The organism is Microvirga massiliensis, from assembly GCF_001006805.1.
GTDB lineage: Bacteria > Pseudomonadota > Alphaproteobacteria > Rhizobiales > Beijerinckiaceae > Microvirga > Microvirga massiliensis.
The window spans coordinates 800,046-825,189 of sequence record NZ_LN811350.1 but is presented as its reverse complement, the minus strand read 5'-3'; the positions used below and the strand labels follow the sequence as shown (position 1 = coordinate 825,189).

The 25,144-nt window shown below is 65.4% G+C and carries 21 protein-coding genes; 15 read left to right on the top strand and 6 right to left on the bottom strand.

Annotated elements, in window-relative coordinates; all coding sequences use genetic code 11:
• Both BN1233_RS49050 and BN1233_RS03785 read left to right on the top strand, forming a co-directional pair.
• Window positions 1-182: hypothetical protein (locus tag BN1233_RS49050; protein ID WP_048708806.1), on the top strand; the 182-nt coding region annotated here is incomplete at its 5' end.
• A gap of 90 nt (window positions 183-272) precedes the next feature.
• Window positions 273-1,217, top strand: coding sequence for a hypothetical protein (locus BN1233_RS03785; protein WP_046862060.1), 945 nt, complete (start codon window positions 273-275; stop codon window positions 1,215-1,217).
• Window positions 1,218-1,357: 140 nt separating this feature from the next.
• Here the strand turns inward: BN1233_RS03785 and hutC are convergent, their stop codons facing one another.
• Window positions 1,358-2,095 (bottom strand): histidine utilization transcriptional repressor HutC, encoded by a 738-nt coding sequence (gene hutC, locus BN1233_RS03780; RefSeq protein ID WP_046862059.1) that lies wholly within the window; start codon window positions 2,093-2,095, stop codon window positions 1,358-1,360.
• Between the two features lie 25 nt (window positions 2,096-2,120).
• A complete protein-coding gene (locus BN1233_RS03775) occupies window positions 2,121-3,479 on the bottom strand; it encodes a formimidoylglutamate deiminase (protein ID WP_046862465.1) in 1,359 nt (452 codons plus the stop codon).
• 195 nt (window positions 3,480-3,674) lie between these two features.
• Between BN1233_RS03775 and hutI the strand changes: the two genes are divergently transcribed.
• The 7 genes from hutI to BN1233_RS03740 all read left to right on the top strand — a co-directional run bounded on the left by hutI (window position 3,675) and on the right by BN1233_RS03740 (window position 11,924).
• Entirely contained in the window at window positions 3,675-4,883 is a 1,209-nt protein-coding gene (gene hutI, locus BN1233_RS03770; RefSeq protein ID WP_046862058.1) for an imidazolonepropionase, read from the top strand.
• Window positions 4,880-6,427 carry a histidine ammonia-lyase gene (hutH, locus tag BN1233_RS03765; protein WP_046862057.1) on the top strand — a complete coding sequence of 516 codons (1,548 nt, stop codon included), beginning with the start codon at window positions 4,880-4,882 and terminating at the stop codon, window positions 6,425-6,427. Before hutI ends, hutH begins: the two co-directional genes overlap by 4 nt.
• Window positions 6,424-7,254 (top strand): N-formylglutamate deformylase, encoded by an 831-nt coding sequence (gene hutG, locus BN1233_RS03760; RefSeq protein ID WP_046862056.1) that lies wholly within the window; start codon window positions 6,424-6,426, stop codon window positions 7,252-7,254. The genes hutH and hutG overlap by 4 nt, the downstream gene beginning before the upstream one ends.
• Before the next feature lie 14 nt (window positions 7,255-7,268).
• Window positions 7,269-8,933, top strand: coding sequence for a urocanate hydratase (gene hutU / locus BN1233_RS03755; RefSeq protein WP_046862055.1), 1,665 nt, complete (start codon window positions 7,269-7,271; stop codon window positions 8,931-8,933).
• 27 nt (window positions 8,934-8,960) lie between these two features.
• Window positions 8,961-10,112 (top strand): CaiB/BaiF CoA transferase family protein, encoded by a 1,152-nt coding sequence (locus BN1233_RS03750; RefSeq protein ID WP_046862464.1) that lies wholly within the window; start codon window positions 8,961-8,963, stop codon window positions 10,110-10,112.
• A gap of 2 nt (window positions 10,113-10,114) precedes the next feature.
• Window positions 10,115-11,242 carry an acyl-CoA dehydrogenase family protein gene (locus BN1233_RS03745; protein WP_046862054.1) on the top strand — a complete coding sequence of 376 codons (1,128 nt, stop codon included), beginning with the start codon at window positions 10,115-10,117 and terminating at the stop codon, window positions 11,240-11,242.
• A gap of 73 nt (window positions 11,243-11,315) precedes the next feature.
• Window positions 11,316-11,924, top strand: a complete 609-nt coding sequence (locus BN1233_RS03740) for a HutD/Ves family protein (protein ID WP_046862053.1) — start codon at window positions 11,316-11,318, stop codon at window positions 11,922-11,924.
• A gap of 11 nt (window positions 11,925-11,935) precedes the next feature.
• Here the strand turns inward: BN1233_RS03740 and hisC are convergent, their stop codons facing one another.
• Window positions 11,936-13,039, bottom strand: a complete 1,104-nt coding sequence (gene hisC / locus BN1233_RS03735) for a histidinol-phosphate transaminase (protein WP_046862052.1) — start codon at window positions 13,037-13,039, stop codon at window positions 11,936-11,938.
• 134 nt (window positions 13,040-13,173) lie between these two features.
• Between hisC and BN1233_RS03730 the strand changes: the two genes are divergently transcribed.
• The 5 genes from BN1233_RS03730 (at window position 13,174) to BN1233_RS03710 (ending at window position 17,650) form a co-directional block, all read left to right on the top strand.
• A complete protein-coding gene (locus BN1233_RS03730; RefSeq protein WP_046862051.1) occupies window positions 13,174-14,016 on the top strand; it encodes a transporter substrate-binding domain-containing protein in 843 nt (280 codons plus the stop codon).
• A 61-nt stretch (window positions 14,017-14,077) separates the two neighbouring features.
• On the top strand, window positions 14,078-14,737 hold the full coding sequence (locus BN1233_RS03725) for an amino acid ABC transporter permease (protein WP_046862050.1): 660 nt from the start codon (window positions 14,078-14,080) through the stop codon (window positions 14,735-14,737).
• Window positions 14,734-15,405: an amino acid ABC transporter permease gene (locus BN1233_RS03720; protein ID WP_046862049.1), complete on the top strand. Its 672-nt coding sequence runs from the start codon at window positions 14,734-14,736 to the stop codon at window positions 15,403-15,405. The genes BN1233_RS03725 and BN1233_RS03720 overlap by 4 nt, the downstream gene beginning before the upstream one ends.
• A 26-nt stretch (window positions 15,406-15,431) precedes the next feature.
• Window positions 15,432-16,253: an amino acid ABC transporter ATP-binding protein gene (locus BN1233_RS03715; RefSeq protein WP_046862048.1), complete on the top strand. Its 822-nt coding sequence runs from the start codon at window positions 15,432-15,434 to the stop codon at window positions 16,251-16,253.
• Window positions 16,253-17,650 carry an FAD-binding oxidoreductase gene (locus BN1233_RS03710; RefSeq protein WP_046862047.1) on the top strand — a complete coding sequence of 466 codons (1,398 nt, stop codon included), beginning with the start codon at window positions 16,253-16,255 and terminating at the stop codon, window positions 17,648-17,650. The genes BN1233_RS03715 and BN1233_RS03710 overlap by 1 nt, the downstream gene beginning before the upstream one ends.
• Window positions 17,651-17,979: 329 nt before the next feature.
• Here BN1233_RS03710 and BN1233_RS03705 read toward each other — a convergent pair whose 3' ends face one another.
• Together BN1233_RS03705 and BN1233_RS03700 are read right to left on the bottom strand one after the other, a co-directional pair.
• Window positions 17,980-19,104: an FAD-binding oxidoreductase gene (locus BN1233_RS03705; RefSeq protein ID WP_342341636.1), complete on the bottom strand. Its 1,125-nt coding sequence runs from the start codon at window positions 19,102-19,104 to the stop codon at window positions 17,980-17,982.
• A gap of 72 nt (window positions 19,105-19,176) precedes the next feature.
• Window positions 19,177-20,214, bottom strand: a complete 1,038-nt coding sequence (locus BN1233_RS03700; protein ID WP_046862046.1) for an aromatic ring-hydroxylating dioxygenase subunit alpha — start codon at window positions 20,212-20,214, stop codon at window positions 19,177-19,179.
• A gap of 157 nt (window positions 20,215-20,371) precedes the next feature.
• Here BN1233_RS03700 and BN1233_RS03695 point away from each other — a divergent pair, with 157 nt between their 5' ends.
• A complete protein-coding gene (locus tag BN1233_RS03695) occupies window positions 20,372-21,355 on the top strand; it encodes a LysR substrate-binding domain-containing protein (RefSeq protein WP_046862045.1) in 984 nt (327 codons plus the stop codon).
• Between the two features lie 382 nt (window positions 21,356-21,737).
• Here the strand turns inward: BN1233_RS03695 and BN1233_RS03690 are convergent, their stop codons facing one another.
• Window positions 21,738-25,142 (bottom strand): adenylate/guanylate cyclase domain-containing protein, encoded by a 3,405-nt coding sequence (locus BN1233_RS03690; protein WP_046862044.1) that lies wholly within the window; start codon window positions 25,140-25,142, stop codon window positions 21,738-21,740.
• Window positions 25,143-25,144: the final 2 nt, after the last annotated feature.

Sequence of the window (25,144 nt, the reverse complement as noted above, 5' to 3'; positions counted from 1 at the left end):
AACCGTCCGACGAGGTGATGCCGCGGTCGCCCGGATCGCTGCGGCTGGTCAGGGACGGGCCTCCAGTCGATCACCATGGCCCATCTCGGCGGTTACGGTCACGCTACACTGCAGGGGCTTACTTGGCATTCTCCCTGCTCGGAACGGATGGCGAGATGCAGTTCCATCTGACCTCCGGGTGACAAGGCACACGCAGCCGGTGCGCCTGCGCACGGACTCCGGACCTGACGAAATGGCACCATTGCCGCCAAGGCAAGCGGAAAGGCGTTGTGATGTTCGGGATCGGCTTCAGTCCGTGGTGGATGGACCCCTTCGTCTACGAATGGAGCTATCACAACATTTCGCTCGACGATCCCGCGATCGGACTGTTCGGGACGGCCGACATCACGGCCTATGTCTCGGGCTGGCAAGCCGACAAGAACACGGAATACTGGACGATCCTCGGCATCGTCGCGCAGGCGCTGCGCGCGACCGACAAGACGGTCCAGGGCCCGAGCAGCGTTCCACTCGATTTCGAATACAAGGGTCAAGTGTTCCACAAGGCGAGCATCCGGCGCGCCTTCGAGGGGCGAGCCGCGCCGGACGAGATCCGCGACGCGACACGCGTTGCATTTCTCGCCGGGCGCGTGCGGACGCCGGTGTCCGGCCCGGCCTATGCGAGCACCTGGTTCGGGATCGACTGCAACAGCTTCGCGGGGAATTACTGCGGGATCTCGCCCTCAACCAGCATCGCGGCCTATGCACGGGGCTACACGGATGCGGCGCTCAAGAACGGAGCAACCGAGGACGTGAGGACGAGCCGGGGCCTGGTTCCGATTCCGCCGGTCACGAGCCCCGATGCGATCAAGACCGGCACGCTGCTCCTCACCTTCGGCTCACCCGATAAGAATGGCAACCGGTGGCGCCATATCGCCGTCGTCCAGGACTGCACGCTCGGAGGCCGCAAAGGTGATCGGCTCGAAGCACAGTTGTCGATCGCCGAATGGGGCACCAAGGGCGGATCGGAGCGGCATACGACGAGCGCAAAAACCGTGACGCTCGATCTCGGCTACAAGTGTCCCGAACTGCCGGGAAAGGCCTGCATCGCCTACGATGGCAGTGACCCGCAGGGCAGCGCTGCGAAGCGGATCTTCTTCGACGGCTCTCGCTTCGATGACTTCGAGGTTCGTGGCGCGCACGTCTACAATGCGAGCGGCCAGAAAACTTACACTACTTGAATGGAATGAGTCTCCAGGGCACGACACGCCATATAACGTCCCTGGCTCCGTGCTGATCGCCGGCGCTGCCGCTTTCGCGCTCGGTAGAAAAAGAGGGCCTTTGCCACTGCTCACGCCCCGCCTTCCGCACGGCGATATTTTCACTCCGTGGTTCCGCCGAAGATCCCGCCATCCCCAGCCGGTGAAAACCGCCCGACGAGGTGATGCCGATCACCCGGATAGGTGATCCGTGCCTCGGTGATGAAAGCGCCCGCCTGCCAGGTGCGCCGCTCCAGCATGAGGCAGGCTGCGCCCATCTCGGTCTGCAGCCGCTTCGCCAATGCGGCATCGGCATTGACGGCGCGAATGACGTGCTCGGCATCGGTCCACGGCACCCTCCGCAGCAGCCAAGTGCCCGGCGGCACATCGTCCTCGAAGCGCTCGTCGCGCGCCTCGGGAACCGCCGCGAGATTGATCAGACGCTGCTCGTAGGCGCCCGGCACCTCGTCCATCAGGTGAAGCGTGTTGATGCAGAGCATCTCGGCTCCCGTAGGGAGCCCGATGCGTTGCGCGGCAGCAATGTCGAGCGGCTCGACGACACAGCGCTGTACCTCGAAGCGGTAAATCGTGCCCGTGCGCGCCGCCTCAAGCGCGAAATCCTGGATCTCGAGAACGGCGCGCTCGGTGCTCGGCACCGCGACGACGGAGCCCGTCCGTCGCCGCCGCGTGATAAGCCCGTTGGCCGCGAGCGTCGACAGGACCTTGTTCACGGTCATGCGCGAGCAGCCATACTGCGCCATCAGCTCGTGCTCGAAAGGGATGCGATGGCCCGGCGGCCACTCCCCAGACATGATGCGCCCCTCGATGTCGTCTCGAATACGCTGATGCAGATGACTCATGCCGACGCGTTGCCCCCCAGTGCTCTCAAGCCGTCAGCCGCGCGATCGCGCCGGAATACCGGGCCGTGATGGCATCGCGGCGGTGGTGACGGCCTTTCGTTACCACGGAACGGCCCGAAACGATGACGCTGTCGATCGCGGCCTTGCCAGCGACGAAGACAAAAGAATCGAGCCAGCGGTCGCCGGAGATGGATGCGAGGTCGGGATGAGCCGAATCGAGCACCACGATATCGGCGCGGTGGCCGGTCGCGAGCGCACCGATCTGCCGTCCCAGGGCGCGCGTGCCGCCCGCGAGCGCTCCCTCGTAGAGAGCACGTCCGGTCGACTCGCCTTCGCGCCGCGCCAGCACGTTGCGCGCATGGTGCTTCAGGCGCTGGCTGTATTCGAACTGCCTCAGCTCTGCCGGCGCATCGATATCGATGTTCGAATCCGAGCCGACGCCGAAGGATCCTCCGGCCGCCAGGAAATCGACGCCTTCGAAGATGCCGTCGCCGAGATTGGCCTCGGTGATCGGGCACAATCCCGCCGCCGCGCCGGTCCGCGCGAAGCGATGCGTCTCGTCCGGCGTGAGATGCGTGGCGTGAATCAAGCACCAGCGCGCGTTGACCGGCGCATGATCGAGCAGCCACTCGACCGGGCGCCGACCCGACCAGGCGATGCAATCCTCGACCTCCTTCACCTGTTCGGCGACGTGGATGTGGACCGGGCTCTGCGGCACGGCCGCGAGCACCTGCGTGAGTGCTTCGGGCGTCACGGCGCGCAGACTGTGCGGCGCGATGCCAACGACGGCATCGTCGAGGTTCCTCACGCGTTCGCGCGCGGCTTCGACGAGCCGCAGATAGCGCTCGACATCGTTGACGAAGCGGCGCTGTCCCTCGTTCGGCGCGGTGCCTCCGAAGCCGCCCTGTGCGTAAAGCACGGGCAGGAGCGTCAGCCCGATGCCGGTCTCGACAGCGGCAGCCGCGATGCGTCCCGACAGCTCGGCGAGATCCGCATAGGGCCGGCCATCGAAGTCATGATGGAGATAGTGGAATTCGGCGAGCGCCGTGAAACCGCCCTCGAGCATCTCCATCATCGCGAAGGCTGCGATCGCTTCGACGTCGTCGGGCGTGAGATGGCCCAGGAAGCGGTACATGACCTGACGCCACGTCCAGAAGCTGTCCCCTTCCGGGCCCCGGATCTCGGCCAAGCCGGCCATGCCGCGCTGGAAGGTGTGGCTGTGCAGGTTCGGCAGGCCGGGCAGCGCGATGCCGGCGATATGCTCACGGCCGTCAGACGCGGCATTCGCGTGGATGGCGCGAATGACGCCTTCCTTGACGTCGATTGCGACGTCCGTCGCCCAGCCGGAGGGAAGCAGGGCATGATCGAAAAAGAGCTTGCGCATCATCGACACCGTTCGTGACTCGACCCAATCTGCCGGGGAACCGGTCCGGCCTTTGCAAGGGCATTCCGGATGGACGGCCCACCGCATTTCAGGGCAGGCTCCGCTTCTCATCGGGCCCGCCACTTTTGTCTAGACATACCCTTTCACGGCTTTTATGTATAGACATTAATAGGGGAGCGAACCCGAGGAGGCGCCATGAGCTTCGACACGATCTGGTTCAATGCAAGGCTTGCCACGCTGTCCCGGAACGCGGACGGCCTCGGCATCGTCGAGCATGGCGCGGTTGCAGCCAAGGACGGGCGCATCGCCTTCGCGGGAGCGATGAGCGATCTGCCGTCCGGCTGGGATGCAAAGAGCAGAATCGACTGCGAGGGCCGCTGGATCACACCCGGCCTCGTGGATTGCCACACCCACCTCGTCTTCGGCGGCGATCGCGCGCACGAGTTCGAGTTACGCCTGCAAGGCGCGAGCTACGAGGAGATCGCGCGTGCCGGCGGCGGCATCGCATCGACCGTCAAGGCAACACGTGCCGCGAGTGAAAACGATCTCGTGTCGAGCGCCCTGCCCCGCCTCGACCATCTGATCCGGGAAGGCGTGACGACGATCGAGGTTAAGTCCGGCTACGGCCTCGACCTCGACAGCGAATCCCGCCTGTTGCGCGCCGCGCGGCGCCTCGGCGGCGAGCGTCCCGTCTCCGTTACGACGACGTTCCTCGGTGCTCATGCTCTCCCGCCGGAAGCGAACGGCGACAAGGATGCTTTCATCACCCGCGTCTGCGAGGAGATGCTGCCCGCGATCGCAAAGGCGGAGCTTGCCGATGCGGCCGATGCTTTCTGCGAAGGGATTGCCTTTTCTTCCGAACAGACTGCACGCGTCTTCGCGGCCGCCCGTACGGCCGGCCTGCCCGTAAAGCTGCATGCCGACCAGCTCTCCAATCTGCACGGCGCGCGCCTCGCGGCCGAGCACAGCGCCCTTTCCGCCGATCATCTCGAATTTACGGACGAGGATGGCGCGGCCGCGATGGCGAAGGCCGGCACGGTCGCGGTGCTTCTGCCTGGAGCCTTCTACTTCATCCGCGAAACCCAGAAGCCGCCGGTCGAGCATTTCCGCAAGCACGGCACACGCATCGCACTCGCCACCGATTGCAATCCCGGCACCTCGCCGCTGACGTCGTTGCTGCTCACGATGAACATGGGCGCGACGCTGTTCCGCCTGACCGTCGAGGAATGTCTGGCCGGCGTGACCCGCGAAGCCGCCCGCGCGCTCGGCCGTCTCGACGAGATCGGCACGCTCGAGCCCGGCAAATGGTGCGATCTAGCAATCTGGAACGTCGAGCGCCCCGCCGAGCTCGTCTACCGCATCGGCTTCAACCCCTTGCATACCCGCATCTGGAGAGGACAGTGACCCGAACCGTCGTGCTCAATCCCGGCTCCGTTTCGCTCGCGAGCTGGCGCAAGATCTATTTCGGTGGTGACGTCGCCCTTGATGAGGGCTGCCGCGCCGGCATCGAGGCCGGCGCCGAGACGATTCGCGCCATCATCGCCAAGGGCGAGCCGGTCTACGGGATCAATACCGGTTTCGGAAAGCTCGCGAGCGTCCGCATCGATGCGGCCGACCTCGCCACGCTCCAGCGCAACATCGTTCTCTCGCATGCCGCCGGTGTCGGCGAGCCGCTGCCGGTGCCGGTCGTGCGCCTCATCATGGCGCTCAAGCTCGCGAGCCTGGCACAAGGCGCGTCCGGCGTGCGCTGGTCGACCGTCGAGCATCTCGCCGCCTGCCTGCGCAAGGACCTCGTGCCGGTCATTCCCGGCCAGGGCTCGGTCGGCGCTTCGGGCGATCTCGCTCCCCTTGCGCATATGACGGCGTCCATGATGGGCGTCGGCGAGTTCTTCGTCGACGGTGCACGGGTGCCCGCCTCCAAGGCGCTCGCCGATGCGGGCCTCGCGCCGCTCGCGCTCGGTCCCAAGGAGGGGCTCGCGCTGCTCAACGGCACGCAGGTTTCGACGGCGCTCGCCCTCGCGGGCCTGTTCGAGACCGAGCGGGTCTTCCAGGCGGCGCTCGTCACCGGGGCGCTCGCGACCGACGCCGCCAAGGGCTCGGACGGTCCGTTCGACGCGCGCATTCAAAATCTGCGCCGCCATCGCGGGCAGGTCGAAGTCGCCGCGTCGCTGCGGGCGCTGATGCAGGGCAGCGCGATCCGCGCCTCGCACCTGACGAATGACGACCGCGTGCAGGATCCCTATTGCCTGCGCTGCCAGCCGCAGGTGATGGGCGCGGTTCTCGATCTCCTGCGCCAAGCCGGTGAAACGCTCGGTACCGAAGCGAACGGCGTTTCCGACAATCCGCTCGTCTTCTCCGACACGGGCGAGGTCATCTCCGGCGGCAATTTCCACGCCGAACCGGTCGCCTTCGCGGCCGACATGATCGCCATGGCTTTGTGCGAGATCGGCTCGCTGGCCGAGCGTCGCATCGCGATGCTGGTCGACCCGGCGCTCTCCGGCCTGCCTGCCTTCCTGACGCCGAAGCCGGGCCTCAATTCCGGATTCATGATCCCGCAGGTCACCGCTGCCGCTCTCGTTTCCGAGAACAAGCAGCGCGCCTATCCGGCAAGCGTCGACTCGATCCCGACCTCGGCCAACCAGGAGGATCATGTCTCGATGGCCGCGCATGGGGCGCGGCGGCTTCTCGCCATGGCAGCGAATGCCGCGAACGTCATCGGGATCGAGCTTTTGGCTGCGGCACAGGGTTGTGACTTCCATGCGCCGATGAAGTCGAGCGCCCGGCTCGAGCGCGTGCGCGCCGCCTTGCGCGATGCGGTGCCGTCTCTCGAGGACGACCGGCATTTCGCACCCGACATGGAGCAGGCCACGGCGCTCGTCGTCTCCGGCAAGCTCACGGAAGTCGCCGGTGATGACGTCCTGCCGGCAATTGCCGAGGCCCACGCATGAGTGCCGCTCCATCCTGGCTCAGCGTGCGGCGCGGAGAGGCGCCGCTCGTCGTGAGCCTGCCGCATACGGGAACTGAGATCCCGGCCGAGTTCGAGTCCAGGCTCGTCTCGCCCTGGCTCGCCCGCAAGGATGCCGATTGGTGGATCGACCGACTCTACGATTTCGCTGCCGATCTCGGTGCGACGGTCGTGCACACCGCGATCTCGCGCACGGTCATCGACGTGAACCGTGATCCGTCGGGCGCGTCCCTCTATCCCGGACAGGCCACCACCGAGCTCTGCCCGACCACGACCTTCGACGGCGAGCCGCTCTACAGGGCGGGCGGGGAACCGGATGCCGCCACGATTTCGGAACGGCGCACGCGTTTCTTCGAGCCCTATCACGCGGCGCTTCGGAGCGAGATCGAGCGCCTGCAGGCAAAGCACGACAGAATCGTGGTCTATGATTGCCACTCGATCCGGTCGGTGATCCCGCGCCTGTTCGAAGGCACCCTGCCGAACTTCAACATCGGCACCAATTCCGGCGCGAGCTGCGATCCTGCGCTGACATCCATGATCGAAGCCATCTGCGGCGAGACTACGTTCAGCCGCGTCGCCAATGGCCGTTTCAAGGGGGGCTACATCACGCGCAGCCTCGGCCGGCCGGAAGCGGGCATCCACGCCGTGCAGATGGAGCTCGCCTGCCGCGGCTACATGCAGGAGCCGCTCGGCGCCGTTGCCGAAGGCCAGTGGCCGACTCCTTACGACGAATCCTACGCCGCGCCGATGCGCACGGCGCTCACCCGCATCATCGAAGCCTGCCTGCGCTTCGCCACCGTCAAAGCCTGATCGAGGAAAAATCCATGACCCGCATCGACAACGCCCGCGTGATCCGCGCGCCCCGCGGCCCCGAAATCTCGGCCAAGAGCTGGCTCACGGAAGCGCCGCTCCGCATGCTGATGAACAATCTCGATCCGGACGTCGCCGAACGGCCGGGCGAGCTCGTCGTCTACGGCGGAATCGGGCGCGCCGCCCGTGACTGGGAAAGCTTCGACCGCATGGTCGCAGCGCTCAAGAAGCTCGAAGCCGATGAAACTCTCCTGGTTCAATCCGGCAAGCCGGTCGGTGTGTTCCGCACGCACCCCGATGCTCCGCGCGTGCTGATCGCCAATTCCAATCTCGTCCCGCATTGGGCGACCTGGGATCACTTCAACGAGCTCGATCGCAAGGGGCTTATGATGTACGGCCAGATGACGGCCGGATCCTGGATCTACATCGGCACGCAGGGCATCGTTCAGGGAACCTACGAGACCTTTGTTGAAATGGGCCGCCGCCACTACGATGGCGATCTGTCCGGCAAGTGGATTCTCACGGCGGGCCTCGGCGGCATGGGCGGCGCGCAACCGCTGGCCGCCACCATGGCCGGAGCCTCGTGCCTTGCCATCGAATGCCAGCCGAGCCGCATCGAATTCCGCCTCCGCACCGGCTACGTGGACGTGCAGGCGCAGGACCTCGACGATGCGCTCGAGATCATCAGGCGGTCCTGCGAAGAGAAGAAGCCGATCTCGGTTGCCCTTCTCGGCAATGCCGGCGAGATCCTGCCCGAACTCGTGCGCCGTGGCGTGCGCCCCGACTGCGTCACCGACCAGACCTCGGCGCATGATCCGGTCAACGGCTATCTGCCGAAAGGCTGGACTCTCGCCGAGTGGGAGGCAAAGCGCGAGAGCGATCCCAAGGCCGTGACGCAGGCCGCCAAACGCTCCATGGCGGAGCACGTGCGCGCCATGCTGGACTTCCACAAGATGGGCGTGCCGACCGTCGATTACGGCAACAACATCCGCCAGATGGCGCTCGAGGAAGGGGTCGCCGACGCCTTCGACTTTCCGGGATTCGTGCCGGCCTATATCCGCCCGCTCTTCTGCCGCGGCATCGGCCCGTTCCGCTGGGCGGCTTTGTCGGGTGATCCGGAGGACATCTACCGCACCGATGCCAAGGTGAAGGAACTGCTGCCCGACAACAAGCACCTGCACAACTGGCTCGACATGGCCAAGACGCGGATCAAGTTCCAGGGCCTGCCGGCCCGGATCTGCTGGGTCGGCCTCGGCGACCGTCACCGTCTCGGCCTCGCCTTCAACGAGATGGTCGCCAAGGGCGAGTTGAAGGCGCCGATCGTCATCGGCCGAGACCACCTCGACAGCGGCTCGGTCGCCTCGCCGAACCGCGAAACCGAGGCAATGCGGGATGGCTCGGACGCCGTGTCGGATTGGCCGCTGCTCAACGCGCTTCTCAATTGCGCGTCGGGCGCCACCTGGGTGTCACTGCATCACGGCGGCGGCGTCGGGATGGGCTTCTCGCAGCATTCGGGAATGGTCATCGTCTGCGACGGCACGCCGGAAGCCGCGAAGCGCATCGAGCGCGTGCTCTGGAACGATCCGGCCACGGGCGTGATGCGGCACGCGGATGCCGGCTACGAGATCGCCATCGACTGCGCCCGTGAGCACGGCCTCGACCTGCCGAGCCTGCGCTGAAACGTGACGAGAAACGAGGAGGCCCGCGTGACGGATAATCGTCCGCTCTCGGGAGTGCGTGTGCTCGATTTCAGCCGCGTGCTCGCCGGACCCTATTGCACCGCATTGCTGGCCGATCTCGGCGCCGACGTGATCAAGGTCGAGCCCCCGACGGGCGACGACTACCGCCATGTCGGTCCGTTCATCGACGGCGAAAGCGCGCTCTTCCTGACGATCAACCGTGGCAAGCGCAGCATCGCGCTCGACCTCAACAAGGCGGAAGACCGCGCGATCGTGCAGGCTCTGGCGGCACGCGCGGACGTCGTCGTGGAGAACTTCAGGCCCGGGGTCGCCGACAAGCTCGGGATCGGATGGAACGAGCTCTCGCAGCTCAATCCGCGCCTGGTCTATGCGTCGATCTCGGGCTTCGGCCAGGACGGGCAGTTTGCCGGTCGGCCGGCCTACGACATCATCCTGCAGGCGATGACCGGCATCATGTCGGTCACCGGCTCTCCCGACGGACCGCCGATGCTCGTCGGCGAGTCGATCGCCGATGTCGTCGCCGGCCTGTTCGCATCCTGGTCGATCCTCGCGGCCCTCGTCGAGCGGCAACGCACCGGTGCAGGCCGATACATCGATCTTGCGATGTTCGACGCGATGATCGCGGTTCAGCCGCTCGTCGTGGCGCGCTATCTCGCTTCCGGCACGGCGCCGCAGCGCGTCGGCAACCGCCATCCGCTCTCCGCTCCGTTCGGCGCCTTCCGGGCACGTGACGGCATGTTCGTGCTCGCCGTGCTCAACGAGAAGTTGTTCGGGAAGCTCGCGGAGTGCATCGGCTGTCCGGAGCTTGCCGAGGATGCGCGTTTCGGAAGCGATTCCGACCGTCTCGCCAACGAGGCGGATCTGCGCGCCGTCATCGAGGGATGGTCGGCTTCGCTCACGGCGTCGGAGGCGGTCGCCGCGCTCGTCGCGGCCGGTGTGCCCGCCGCCGAGATCCAGGACATGGCGGAGGCGCTCACTTCTCCGCAGGCCACGGAGCGGGGCCTGCTGCAGGACACGCATCATGCAACGCTCGGACCGGTGCAGGTTCCGGAACAACCGGCGCGCTTCGGCGGCACGTCGCGCGGCGGCATTGCCGCGGCTCCAGCGCTCGATGCCGACAGGCGAGCGATTCTGACCGAACTCGGACTCGAGGGATGATCATGGTGACCCACAGCGACGACGATATCGCCCTGCTCGACGCGATCCGGCGTTATGCGGCGGAAGTCCTGGCTCCCTCTGCGGCGGAGATCGACGAGACCGGCCGCTCCGCCACGATACATCTCGACAGCCTCGCCGAAATGGGCCTGATGGGCCTTCCGATTCCGGAAGCTCATGGCGGCCTCGGTCTGCGGCCGACCGTGCTGTTCGATGCGGTCGCGGCCATTGCAGGCGCCTGCGGCTCGACGGCCTCGATGATCACGGCTCATTGGCTCGCGACGGATTCGATTCTCTACGGCGGCGACGAGGCGCAGCGTACGCGCTATCTGCCGCCAGCCGCGGGCAAGAGCCTCGGCGCCTTCGCGTTGACCGAGCCGGGCGCCGGCTCCAACCCGGCTGACATGTCGACGCGCGCGACGCGCGAGGGCAGCGGCTATCGCATTACCGGGACCAAGCACTTCATCTCCAATGCCGGAGAGGCGGACTTCATCGTCGTCTATGCCAAGACCGATCCCGCTGCCGGCGCCCGCGGGATCTCCGCTTTCGTGGTCGATCCGAAGGCCGGTGGCGTGCGCACCTCGTCGCCCGAGCGCACCATGGGCCTGAAAGGCGGCCATGTCTTCGAGGTTGCGCTCGACTGTTACGTGCCGGAAGAGAACCGGCTTGGTGCCGAAGGCTCGGGCTTTCGCACGGCCATGAAGGTGCTCGACGGCGGCCGTGTCGAGATCGCCGCCTGCTCGGTCGGCATCGCCGAGGCCGCGCTCACCGCGGCAACCGAATGGGCCAAGCAGCGCAAGGTGGGTGGTGCGCTCATCGCCGAGTTCCAGGGCCTGCAATGGATGCTCGCCGACATGGCGACCGATATCGAGGCGGCGCGCCTTCTGAGCCTCGCCGCCGCACGAAAGCGCGAATCCGGGGAGCGCTATTCGCGCGAGTCCGCCATGGCGAAGCTCTATGCCTCCGAGATGGTCGGCCGCGTGACCGACAAGGCGATCCAGATCCACGGCGGCTACGGCTACACGCGCGACCTGCCGATCGAGCGCTATGCGCGCGACGCTCGCATCTTCCGGATCTACGAGGGCTCCTCGGAGATCCAGCGCAACATCATTGCACGGACCGTGCTGGCCTGATCGTGATGATGGCTATGTGCCATCACCGTGACATCATCGCCTGCATCCGCTGAACCGATCACGGGAGGGGATCATGCGCCTGATCCGGACAAGCGAGTATCGGCACATGCCGTGGAAGAACGGCGGCGGCGAGACGACGGAAATTCTCGTCTCGCCGGCTGGCGCGGCGCTGGATCAGTTCGACTGGCGCGTGAGCATGGCGAAGGTGGCGTCCGCCGGGCCGTTCTCGCTCTTCCCGGGCGTCGACCGCACGCTGACCGTGCTCGAAGGCAAAGGCCTCGATCTCGCCTTGAAGGGCCGCGGCAATGTTCGTCTCGACAGCGGCAGCATGCCTTTCGCCTTCCCGGCCGATCTGCCGGTCGAGGCCGATCTCGTCGAGGGCCCGATCGAGGATCTGAACGTCATGACGCGTCGTGGGCGGTTCACGCATCGCGTGGCGCGACTGAAAGCTGATAAGGCCGTCACACTGCCACGCGATGGCGACGTCATGCTCGTCCTCGTGCGTGGCGCCGGCGCCGCTGCCCGCACGGCCGACACGAACGTGCACGCCGGTGATGGCGATACGCTGCTGCTCACGCGCACCGGGCCGGCCTCCGTCGACATCCGGCCCGATGCGCCTCTGACACTCTACGTCGTCGATCTCTGGGGGTCCGAGCAGACCCGCCGGGTCGAGGGCGAGTGATCCGACGGGATTCAGGCGGTCAGCCGATGCAGGGCCGCGAGGAAACGGTCGTTGTCTCCCGCGTGTCCGATGGTCACGCGCAGGAACTGCTCGTATCCCGGCTCGCGCCACGGCTTGACGATGATGCCCTCGTGCAGGAGTCCTTCGGCGACTTGCGTGCTGCTCCGCCCGCAATCGAAGAACAGGAAGTTGGTTTGCGACCGTGCCGGTGCGAAGCCCATGGCGCGCAGCGCAACCGCGACGCGCTCGCGTTCGACTCTGGTGCGGGCCACGGACGCTTTCATCCAGGCCTGATCCTGAAGCGCCGCCATTGCGGCTGCCTGCGCGGCGGCATTGACGTTGAACGGCGTCTTGGCCTTGGAGAGAGCCGCCGCAAGTTCCGCATCGGAGCAGGCCGCGTAGCCGACGCGAAGGCCTGCGAGACCATAGGCCTTCGAGAAGGTTCGCAGAACCACGAAACGCACGCCGGCTCCGGACAGCAATGCGATGACATCCGGCACATCGCTGCCGTCCGCGTATTCGAAGTAGGCTTCGTCGAACACCAGGAGCGTGTCGGGCGACATCGCGCCGACGAGCCGCATCAGGGCCTCGCGCGACAATGCAGGACCGACGGGATTCCAGGGCGAGCTCAGCATGAAGAGACGCGGCGCCCACGCGAGCGCCGCAACGAGCGCATCGAGATCGAAGTCGAGGTCGGCGGTCATCGCCACCTTGGTGACGCGCGCGCCGACCGCCAGCGGTTCGATTTCGTGCAGCCCGAAGCTCGGCACGACGGTCAGGACTTCTTGACCGGGCTGGAGAACGGCTCGCGAGACCGCCGCAATCATTTCTTCCGAACCGTTGCCGGCCACGATGCAATCCGGAGCGATGCCGAGATGCGCGCCCAGAGCCTCGCGCAACGCCGCGCAGGCGGGATCGGCGTAGCGCCACGGTTCCACCACGGCCGGAGCGAGAGCCGCAAGAACCTCGGGCGAACAGCCGTCCGGATTCTCGTTGCTGGCGAGGCGCGCGATATCGTCGCGACCGCTGATGCGTTGCGCGACAGCGAGATTCAAACCGGCATTATAGGCCGGCAGCGCCGTCACATGAGGATTGAATCCGATCCGCGTTGCCATTGTTTCGTTCACCGCGCCTACACTTGAAGCATTGTTGCGCGCTTTTTGACTTGTCTAGACATATCCTGTCAAGATATAGGTCGACGCTGTGACCGGGATCGATCGGTCAATCTCCAGGGTGGAAAGGAAAACCGATGCTCAGAATCAAGAAACGTGCCGCCGTTGCGGCCGTCGCTGCGATCACGGCGCTCTCGGCGGTGAGCTTGGCAGCAAAGGCCCAAGCGAAGGATCTGCTCGCAACCGTCAAGGAGCGCGGCGAGCTCGTGATCGGGACGGAATTTCAGTTCGCGCCCTTCGATTTCATCGAGAACGGCAAGCAGGCCGGGCTCAACCTCGATCTCTATACCGAGATCGCCAAGGAGCTCGGCGTCAAGGCGCGCTTCATCGATCTGCCCTGGCCGAGCGTGCTGCCTGGCCTCGAGGCACAAAAATTCGACATCGTCGCCGGGCCGCTCATCATCACCAAGCAGCGCATGGAGCGCTACCGCTTCACGCCCCCGATCGCCGACGCGACCGTCGCTCTCCTCAAGAGCGCCAAGGACGACAGCATCAAGACCCCGCAGGACATCGCCGGCAAGAAGATCGGCGGCGGCAAGGCTTCGGCGCAGCTCGCGCAGTTGCAGGAATTCGTGAAGACACTCCCGGGTGAGACCGAGGTCCGCGAATACGTCGACAACAACCAGGCCTATGCTGATCTCGCGGCCGGGCGCATCGCGGCCGTCGGCAATTCGCTCCCCAACATCGCCTATGTCGCGAAGCAGCGGCCGAACGTCTTCAGCGTCGTGATGCCACCCTTCGGCAAGCCCGTGTATTTCGCTTATGTGGGCCGAAAGGATGACGAGGCGAAATCGCTCATGGATGCGGTCGATGCCGCCCTTCTGAAGATCAAGAAGGACGGACGTCTGGGTGAGATCCAGAAGAAGTGGTTCGGCACCACCATGGACGTGCCGGACAGCGTCACCGAGCCGAACGCCTGAATCGCAATTCATCACCGATCCGGCCGCTCGACGCGGCCGGATCACAAGGAGGGATGAGCGCGTGCTGGACTTCAGCATAGTTTGGGCGTCCCTGCCCGATCTTCTGCAAGGCGCCGTTAACACCATCGCCTACTCGCTTGCGTCCGTGGCGATCGGCTTCGTCATCGGCACGGCGATCTGTTCCATGCGGCTCGGCCGCAGCCGGTTCGGACGTGGCGTCGCCGCCGTCTATGTGAGCTTCTTCCGCGGCGTCCCGCTCATCGTCCAGCTTCTCGTCGCCTATTACTGTCTGCCGCTGATCGGCATCAACGTCTCGTCGGTTGTTGCCGCGGTGGCGACCCTCTCGCTCTGCACGGCGGCCTATCTCGCGGAGATCCTGCGCGGCGGCTTTCTGGGTATCCCGAACGGGCAGATCGAAGCGGCCCGGATGCTCGGGTTCTCGCGCTGGCACATTCTCCGCCATATCGAAGTCCCGCAGGCGGTTCGCCTGACCCTGCCGGCGCTCGTGAACGAGACGACGATGATGATCAAGGCGTCGTCGCTCGTCTCGGTCGTCGGCGTCCTGGAACTCACGCGAATGGCTCAAAACATCGCGACGAGCTCGTTCCAGCCGCTCGAGCTCTACGTAGCCGCCGGCGTGATCTATCTCCTGTGCATCGGCATCGTCACCAGCTTGGGCGCCCTGGTCGAGCGCAGATTCAATACGGAGGCGATCCGATGAGTTTCGACATCTCGGTCCTGACCAACGAGTGGCGCGCGCTGCTCCAGGGACTTGGCCTCACGATTTTCATCTGGATCGTCGGATCCGCCCTCGGCATGCTCCTGGGCCTCGTCGTCGCTCTCGCGCAACTCTTCCTGGGAGCGGCCGTGCGTGCCGTGCTCCAGGCCTATATCGGGCTGATCCGCGGCACGCCGTTTCTCATCCAGCTCTTCGTTCTCTACTATGGCGGCCCGTTCTACGGCCTCGATCTGTCGCCCATGACGGCCGGGATTTTGGGGCTTCTGCTCTATGGCGGCGCCTATTTCGCCGAGATCTTCCGCACCGGATTCCAGTCGGTGCCGGTCGGACAGATCGAAGCGGCGCGCATGGCCGGCTTTACGCAGATGCAGATCGCGCTTCACGTGCAGTTCCCGCAGATGCTCGTGATCATTCTGCCGGCGCTCGCCAACATGGTCATCATCCTGAGCAAGGAAACGGCCGTCCTGTCGGTGATCACCGTCGGCGAGCTGACGGCCGTGGTCTCCTCGATCGGATCGACCACCTTCGCCTTTGCCGAGACGCTGCTGTTCCTGGCGCTGACCTATTGGGTGCTCATCGAGCTCGCCTCCACCGCTGGCCGCGCTCTCGAGAAGCGTCTCGGCCGCTTCACCACCCGTGCCCCGGCCTGACCGCCGATCATTCAGGAATTCACATTATGAAGGGTCAACCGATCATCGACGTCCGCGGGGTCCACAAGCGTTTCGGCGCGGTCGAGGTGCTCAAGGATGTTTCCCTCGGGATCGAGCAGTCGCAGGTGACCTGCATCATCGGGCCCTCTGGCTCGGGCAAGAGCACGCTCCTGCGCTGCATCGCGTTCCTGGAGAAATACGACGCGGGCGAGATCTTCATCGAGGGCGAGCTGCTCGGCTACGTGGACGAGCGCGGCAAACGGCGAAATGCCAGCGACCGCGAGATCGCGCGCGTGCGGCGCAATGTCGGCTTCGTATTTCAGCAGTTCAACCTGTGGCCGCACATGACTGCGCTCGCCAACGTGGCCACGCCGCTCGTTCTCGCACGCAACATCCCGCGTGCCGAGGCGGAAGAGCGTGCTCATGCCATGCTCGGCAAGGTCGGCCTCGCCCACAAAGGCGACGCTTATCCCGCACAGCTCTCGGGCGGTCAGCAGCAGCGCGTGGCGATCGCCCGTGCGCTCGCGATGGAGCCGCATATCATGCTCTTCGACGAGCCGACCTCGGCCCTCGATCCCGAGCTCGTCGGCGAGGTCCTGCAGGTGATGCGCGATCTCGCGGCCGAGGGCATGACCATGGCCGTCGTGACCCACGAGATGGGCTTCGCGGCGCAGGTCGCCGACAAGGTCCTGTTCATCGATTACGGCGTGATCGTCGCGGAGGGATCGCCGCATCACGTATTCAACGAAGAGCAGAATCCACGACTGCGCCAGTTCCTGCAGAACTATTTCGAGCGCAACAACTTCTGGCAGGACGATGCCGGACGCTGCATCGTGGGAGCGGCGTGATGGATCGGATCGCACTTCTCGATAATCTGCGCGAACGCGTCGGTGCGCAGGCCGTCCTGTCGCCCGACGATCTCGCCGGACGCGATCCAGGTTGGGATACCGGCAATCTCGGCGCCGCCGCCCTCGTGCGCCCCGTAACGACGGCCGATGTCGCCAAACTCGTCGCTTGGTGCCGGGAAGCGAAGATCGCCCTCGTGCCGCACGGCGGCCGCACCGGACTGGTGGGCGGCGCGATCACCGGTCCCGAAGAGATCATCTGCGATCTCGGCGCGCTCGATCGCATCGAGGAGATCGATCCGCAGACCCGCGTCGCCGTCGTGCAGGCCGGCGTGACGCTGAACGCTCTGCAGGAAGCCGCGCGCGCACATGGGCTCGAGCCCGGGATCGATCTCGCGGCGCGCGGATCTGCAACGATCGGCGGCATGATTTCCACCAATGCCGGCGGCATCATGGCGTTCCGCAACGGCGTCATGCGCCACCGCGTGCTCGGCCTCGAGGTCGTGCTGCCGGACGGGCAGGTGTTCTGCGACCTGACCCGTGTGGTGAAGACGAGTGCGGGCTACGATCTCAAGCATCTCTTCATCGGCGCGGAAGGCACCCTCGGGATCGTGACGCGCGCCGTGATCAAGCTCGATCCGCTCACCGGAGCGGGCGCGACGGCACTCGTCGGACTGAACGATGCCGCAAGCGCGCAGCGCGCCATCCGCTATTTCCTCGCGCAGGGCGGCACGAGCCTGCGCGCCGCGGAAATCATGTGGCGCAGCTATGCGCTCACGACGAGCCGGGCTCTCGGTTTCACGCCCGGGCAACTGCCCCTCGACGCGCCCTGTCTTCTGGCTCTGGAACTCGCCGCGGACACGTTCGAGCAGGCTTCGGCTGCTCTCGAAAGCGGCCTTGCGGCGATCTGGGACGAGGCGCAGATCATCGACGGTCTCGTCGCGAACTCGATGCAGCAGGCCGAGCGGATCTGGCGGGTCCGCGAGGATACGGATGTGCTATACCGGCTGCATCCGCGCGCGCCATCCTTCGACGTCTCGGTGCCGGCCGGCGCCATCGACGATTACGTGGCGCGCATCCAGGCCGATCTGAAGGCGATCGATGCCGGCTTCGCGCCCTATGTCTTCGGCCATCTCGCCGACGGCAACCTGCACATCGTCTTCAATGTCGAAGGACCGCTGCCGGCTGCGACAAACGAAGCGGTCGAGCGCGTGCTCTATACCGACCTCAGCGCGGTCGGCGGCAGCTTCTCGGCGGAACACGGCGTCGGCAGGAAGAAGCGCGCTGCCTTCGAGCGCTACGCCGATCCGGTCAAGCGCCAGCTCGCGCAAGCCGTGAAGACGATCATCGATCCGGAGGGGCTGCTCAATCCGGGCAAGATTGTCGATCCGGCTTCTTGAGCGTGGGGCGACTGCCCGTTGCGGATGCTATTGTCCGTCAAGGGATGCACGCCCTTTTTGTCATTGTGAGCCGAAGGCGGGGCAATCCATCCGTCGACGGGTAGATTGCTTCACTGCGTTCGCAATGACGAAGAGAGCGTAAGAGCGGGAGGTGCAGGGCCGGAACCGGAGTAGCGCCGGACCCACTGCCGTCATGGCGGGCCACAGTCATCCAGCCTGATGCGGACCCACTTCCGTCCTTGCGAGCCACAGGTTAAGCAATCTACCCCTCGACGGATGCGCACCCGGATTGCTTCACTCCACCCGCGATGACGGGATAGGTGATGCACTCACACGTCCACTTCGACCGTCGTCTTTGGCCTTGAGCAGCACAGCAGAACCTCGCCGGGGCCTGGCTCGCTCAGCGGCTCTTCGAAATACTCCACCTCGCCTCTGACGAGGGTGCTCAGGCAGGTGCTGCACACGCCGGCGCGACAACTGAACGGGGCGTCGATGCCGAGCGACTCGGCGAAATCGAGCAGTGACTTCGCCTTTTCGTCCCAGACGGCCGTCTTGCCGGACTTGCGGAAGACGACCCGAACGCCCTCCTCCTGCAGAGCCTCACCTTGAACGGAGGGCGAAGGCTCTGTCTGCGTCACAGCCGGCTCGACGTCATCCGGATCGAGCACGGTGGCCGGGCCGAAGAACTCGTAGCGGATGCGTTCCTTCGGCACGCCGAGGCCGCGGAGGAGGCGGTAATTCGCCTGCATGAAAGCCGGCGGACCGCACATGTAGATGTCGTAGTCGTCGAGCGGCAGGATCGACTGCAGGACCTCGCGTGAGATCATGCCGCGGCTATGGAAGCCGGCGCTCGCGATGTCCTCGTCGGTCGGGAAACGATAGCAGAAATGTGTCGAGATCCCGGGCCGGCGCGCCGCCAGTTCCAGCACCTCGTCCTTCAGGGCATGCACCCGCCCGCTGTCGCAGGCATGGATGAAATAGACGCGCCGGTCGCCCACCGTCGCAAGGCTGTGCAGCATGCTCACGAGCGGCGTCAACCCGACTCCGCCGCTGAGCAGGACCACTGGCCGCGTGGAATCCGGGTCGAGCTGGAAATCGCCGCGCGGCCCGTTGACGTGAATCACGTCGCCGACATCGACCTGCTCGTGGAGATAGTTCGAGCCCTCGCCCGGTGGCAGGTCCGCGCGGTCGGCCGGCGGAGGCTCCCGCTTCACCGTGATGCGCAACCGGCTGCTGTCGTGCGGGCTGCTCGAGATGCTGTAGTTCCGCAGGATAGGCCCATGTCCGTTGCCGGTCGGCAGGCGCACGACCAGGAACTGCCCCGGAACGAAGCCCGGCGCCTGCGCCTCATCGGGGGGTGCGAGCTCGAACGACGTGATGGTTTCGCTCTCACGCCGTTTCGCGACGACGCGAAAGCCCGCGAAGGGGTCTTTGGCCGAGGTCCCGTTCATCATTCCGCTGGTTGCTTCGCGTGTTGCGGGGCTCGATCGAGATCGAGCCCTGGATGTCGTTTCGATCGGTCGCCGTTACTCGGCGGCCGCGGGCACCGCGGTCTCCTGGGCGATGAGCTGCGCCAGGCGCTTGCGGAAGCGCAGCGGTCCCACGTCAATCTGGAGATCGAGATTGGGCGTGCGCTTGTTCGCCATGCCCTGATGGACGGCGGCCAGCACCACGCGGTCCTCTTCGAAGGCGCCGCGCACCGACTTCGCGAATTCGCGCGATGTCTCTTCGTTGTTCGCGTCGAAGTTGCGCATCTGGAACCAGAAATAGCGCGTCCGGTTCTCATCGATCGGCGTCATGAAGTTGTAGGAATCCATCAGGAACACGTCCTTGTGGAGCGGCCCCTCCGGCCCGCCGGTGCCGGCCGGGGTGAAGATCGCCTTGATGATGGCATTGCTCGGATAGCGCACTTCATAGTGCTGCTTGCGGTCGCAATTGCCCTTGAACTTCACGAATTTGGCGTAGAACGGCGCGACTTCGGTATCCATCATCCAACGCGACACGATCACGCCGTCCTGGGTCACTTCCGTCTGCAGAGGCACCTCCTCGCAAGCGGCGCTGCCGAAGGACGATTGATGCACCCAGGCGACGTGCGACGGGTCGAGCAGGTTGTCGGTCATGTAGAGGTAGTTGCAGTCGACCACCATCGACTCGCCATAGTTCACGCCCCAGGCGGGATCGCCCCAATGCTCGACCTGGAAGATCGTTGCCGGGTCGGCGAACTCCGGCTGGCCCATCCAGACCCAGAGCAGGCCGTAGCGCTCGACGATCGGGTAGCTCTGGACGCGCGCGACATGCGGGACGCGCTCGGCTCCGGGCACGCGCGTGCAGGTGCCGGTGCAGTCGAAGGTCAGGCCGTGATAGCCGCACTCGACCTGATCGCCCTTCAGGCGGCCCATGGACAGGGGCAGCTTGCGATGCGGGCAGGCGTCCTCGAGGGCGGCGGGTTCGCCGTTCTCCTTGCGGTAGAGAACGATCTTCTCGCCCAGCATCTCCACGGGGAAGAGGGAGCGGGTCACCTCGTGGCCCCATGCGGCCACGTACCAAGCATTCCTGAGAAACATCGCGGCGGATCCCTTACCTGTTGGGAGCCGCGACAATGACCGCACCCTGCTTTCGGAACAACGGGTCAAGGGCTGCCATTGTCTTTAGTTTTTCTAAAGAGCAGAATGAGCGCCTTTCAGCGCCACCCTTCAGGGCGGAACCCGTATCCGAGCTTCGATGGCCGAGCTTCCCTCCCTGCGCGCCCTTCAGGTTTTCGAGGCGGTCGGCCGCTGCGGCAGCATGACGAAAGCTTCGCGGGAGCTGAACGTCTCCCCGGGTGCCATTAGCCAGCAGATCAAGCTCCTCGAGGAAACGCTCGGCCTGCGGCTGATCTCCCGGAGTGCCAGCGGCCTGGCTCTGACGGAGATCGGCAAGCGCTACCATGCCGCCATCATGAAGGGCTTCGAGGAACTCCGGCGGGCCCAGAGCGACATCGAGCGGACGCGCCGGACGGGCGCAGGCGGGCTCGTCATCAGCGCACTGCCTTCGCTGGCGAGCAAATGGCTGGCGACGCTGATCTTCGAATGGCAGCATCATCACCCGGGTCTGAGCATCCATCTCGAAGGAACTCATCGCGAGCCGCGCCTCGATCAGGGCGACGCCGATTTCCGCCTCACCTACGGCGACCGGTTCCGCGACTTCGACGGATCGGTCGTGCTCTTCACCGACAGCGTGATGCCGGTCTGCAGCCCCCGGCTGCTGGAATCCGCCCCGCCGCTCAGAACCCCTGCCGACCTCCTGGGCTATCCGCTCCTGAGCATCGAATGGAAGCCGCAATTCGAGTCCCCTCCGACCTGGCAGGACTGGTTCCGGCACGTGGGAGTCGATTGCGGGGATCTGCGCAACAGCTTCGTATTCTCCCTCTCGGGTCTTGCCATCGACGCGGCGGTCGAGGGGCACGGCGTGACGCTGGCGCAATGCGCGATGGTTGCGGAGGACCTGCGGGCGGGACGCCTGATTGCCCCGTTCCCGCAGAAGCTGCGCCTGTCCGCGCCTTATATCCTAGCCTGGAGCAGCGCCGTCTTCGACAAGAGCGGCGCGCGGGAATTCCACCGCTGGATCATCGGCCGCGCGCGCCGGCAGGAACTCTCGAACGAGCTTATGGGAAGCGCCGATGGCCAATCCCGCGTGGCGGCACCCGCCCGCTCGCCTATTCGATGATCCGTGAAGACCGACGGCTCCACGTGACCAAGCCGGTCAGTGATCGTCAGCGCTGCGCCGGCTGATCTGGCCGACGCTCTCGTTGAGGACCTGCACGCTGTCGATTGAATCCAGAAGATCCGCTGTGGCGGAAGCAGCTTCGCGCAGGATCATGTTGGTCGCATAGCACCGCCGACCTTGGTCATGCTGATAACGACAGCGCAAAACTTTACGGCCTCGGTCGCTTTCGGTTGGGATTTTCGGGCGCGAGACTGGATCGCTTCGCTGCGCTCGCGATAACAACGAGGGCAGTTACTCCACGTCGTCACTGCGATCCGAGGGCGAAGCAGTCCAGCGGTGCTGTCCTGCTCTACGTCAGGATCAAATCAACAACTGTGCGCAGTCACTGTGCTGCCTGGCGCCCGACACTCCCGAGTGCATCGAGCAGGCCTTTCGCACGCCTGAGGTCCGGTGTCTCAAAGCCTTCCGTAAAGGAGCGATAGACTGTCTCCAGAAGCTCGCGTGCCTCCTGGATGCGATTCTGCTCACGCAGCAGGCGCGCCAGGCTATGCGCGGCGCGAAGCTCGAATGATCGGGCGCTCTGATCGCGCGCTCGAGCCAGGGCCTTTCGCAGTTGCGCTTCGACGTGACTCGCTGATGCTCCGGCAACCCATTGCAGCTCGCCGTTCAACCGTCCGAACTCCGCGTCCCACATGTGTTCGTGATTGAGCGTCGCGAGCTCCCTGGCTTCTGAGATGGCCTGCAGGCCGGCCGCGGCCTCACCGCGCTGAAGATAAAGCTCCGCGAGCAGGCACAGATAACGGGCCTGGTACCAGGACACTCCGAGCGCGCCCCGGCTGTCGAGGCCGTCGCGCATGATCGTGATTCCCTCGCCGACGCCGTCCCGGGCCATCGCCCAGCCGTTGAGAATGACGCCGCTCAAACGCCAGTAATTGAGACTATGCTGCTCGGCGAGGTCGATGATGGCGTCGGCGTTCGCGCGCACAGTTGCGACGTCGTCGAGCAGTTCGGCCAGACCTGCTCTCCCATAGACGCCGACGTGAGCCGTAAGATTCGTCTGGTTCAACTCCGCGGCGCACCGGGAGGCTTCCTCGCTGAAGCGGCCCGCCTGCTCCGGATAGCCGAGAATCCAGAGAACCGGCGCAAGATAGGCCAAGGCCGAGACCTTCGGATCATGAACATAGTGGATCGGAGGGGGACGATGCCGCGTTGGCTCATACACGCTCAGGATCGTCTCGAACTCGGACCGGGCCTTGAGAAAGGCTCCGGAATGCATTGCCGTCAGGGCGCAGAGTCGATGCGCCGCGAGTGCGAGGGGCTCGTCCCGGGTGCGCTCGGCTGCGCAGCGTGCCTCCTCCGTGAGGCTTTCCATCGTGCGGTAATCACCGCGCACGAACTGGTAGATAAACTCGCCGCTGAGGGTCGCGAGCAATGCACTGTTGTCGCCGAGTTGGTCGCACAGGACATGAGCCCTGCTGTACGCAGCGCCCGTCTGCGGGGCCGCATATCCGTATGTCGCGATGAGCGGACCACCGATGGCCGTCTGGAACGCGAGTTCCAGTCGGTCCCGATCGGAGCTCTCAGGAAGCGCGCTCAAGATTTCCAGACCTTTCGAGAGATGACTGATCGCCTCCAGGTTCGCCGAACGCTCGGCTGCGGTTCTCCCTGCGCGGAGCCAGTATGGAACCGCCCTGTCGGGCAGGCCGGCCTCCGTCAAATGATAAGCCAGCGTCTCCGGTTCGGCCTGGATCGTTTCGGGAGAGCGAAGTTCCAGGACGCCGGCGATGCGCGCATGGACCTGCTGGCGCTTGCTCTTCAGGAGACTCTCACGGGCGACGTCCTGAACGAGGGCATGCTTGAAGCTGTAGCCAATATCCGGCGGCACACCCTTGCGAAAGATGAGTTCCGCATCGACCAGACGGTCGAGAGCGTCGTCGAGTGCGTCCTCGTCGAGTGATGCGACGGCCTCGAGCAGGTCACGTCTGAATTCGCGTCCGATGCAGGCCGCGATCTGGGCCACCTCCTTGACCGGCGCGAGCCGATCGAGCCGCGCCATGAGCGAGTCCTGCAAGGTGGATGGGATCGCAAGAGACGGGAGAGGACCAGCAAGTTCGAAACGGTCGCCGGCTTCCCTGAGCAGACCGGATTCGAGAACCGCCTTGGTCAACTCCTCGACGAAGAGAGGTACGCCATCGGTCTTGGCAAGAATCTGCTCGAGCACTTCCCTCGGGAGCCGCTTTCCCTGGGTGACCCAGTCGATCATCGAGACCCCTTCCCGGCGCCCGAGCCTGCTGAGCGATAGCGACGTGATGTGACCGTAGCCGCCCCAGGGCGGCGTGAATTCCGGCCGGAAGGTGATGATCGCCAGCACGGGCAGGCGCTGAACCCACTCGACGGCCCGGTCCAACAATTCGAGTGTGGTCGGGTCGCTCCAGTGCACATCTTCGTAGACAGCGAGCACCGGCCGCTTGCGCGCCAATCCTGCCAGCTGCTCGAGGAGAACCTGAAAGGTCTTCTCCTTCTTGAGATTCGGGCTCAGGTCGAGGGGCGGATAGCGCCCGCTCGCCGGGATGGCGAGGAGATCGGCGAGCAATTGCGTGCTTTCTCCAACATCGTCGACAGCAAGCGCCAGCATGGCTTCGATCTGGTCGAGCTGATGCTCCGGAGGATCTCCACGGCGCAGCTCGGCGCCTCGCTCGATGAGGCCGACGACCGGGTAGAGCGCCGTGTTCGTATGATAGGGCGAGCAGAAGTGGGTGAGCGGAAAATGGGGAACGCTGCCCACATGCTCACGCAGGGCGCGAACGAGGCGGGACTTCCCGATGCCGGGCTGTCCCGCCAGCAGGACGACCTGCCCCTCGCCTTCCTTCGCCCTCTCCCAGCGATCGAGCAACAGGGCGAGTTCCTGATCCCTGCCCACCAGGGCCGTCCAGGATGGCCCGTGATGGGCCTCGAACCGACTCTCCGCCTCGCTTTCTCCGGCAATGCTCCAGGCCTGCACCGGTGCTCGAAATCCCTTCACATGAATTTCGCCGAGATCCCGGTACACGAAGAGATCACCCAAAAGGCGCCGCGTCGCGTCGGCGATCACGATGCATCCAGGCTCGGCGAGCCCCTGCAGTCGCGCAGCGAGATTCGGAGTCTCGCCGACGACGGACCGTTCGCGTGCTTCGCCCTCACCTACGAGATCCCCGACGACGACCAGTCCAGTCGCGATTCCGATCCGAGCCGAGAGCGCCTCACCCGCCGGTGTCTTGAGGGTCTTGACCATCTCGGTGACGCGCAGGCCAGCCCGGACGGCGCGCTCCGCATCGTCTTCATGCGCGCGGGGCCAGCCGAAATAAGCGAGCACGCCATCGCCGAGGAACTTGGCGATGTGCCCCTCGAAGCGCGCAATCTCGGCGGCAACCGTCTGCTGATAGCCCCGTATCAGCTCGCGCATCTCCTCGGGGTCGAATTGTGAGGAGAGAGCAGTCGATCCGACGAGATCGACGAACATCACGGTGAGTTGCCGCCGCTCCGCACCGGCCTGGGGGACAGAATCCTTGGACTCCGACGATGGAGCCGCGGCCTGCAGCGGTGGCGGCTTCGACGGTCCGGTGAGCGCCTGGACGGCCTTCAGGACGAGCTTTCGCGGGCCGAGAGGAAGCCCCAGCTCGCGCAGATCCTCTTCGGTCAGTTCCGGCAGGACGTCACGCGTGATCTCCGCGTCCAGGAAGGCTTGCGCATAGCGCTCCAGACCCAGATCCCGCAGCAAGTTTACGACGTCGGAAACATCGTCCTGCATGA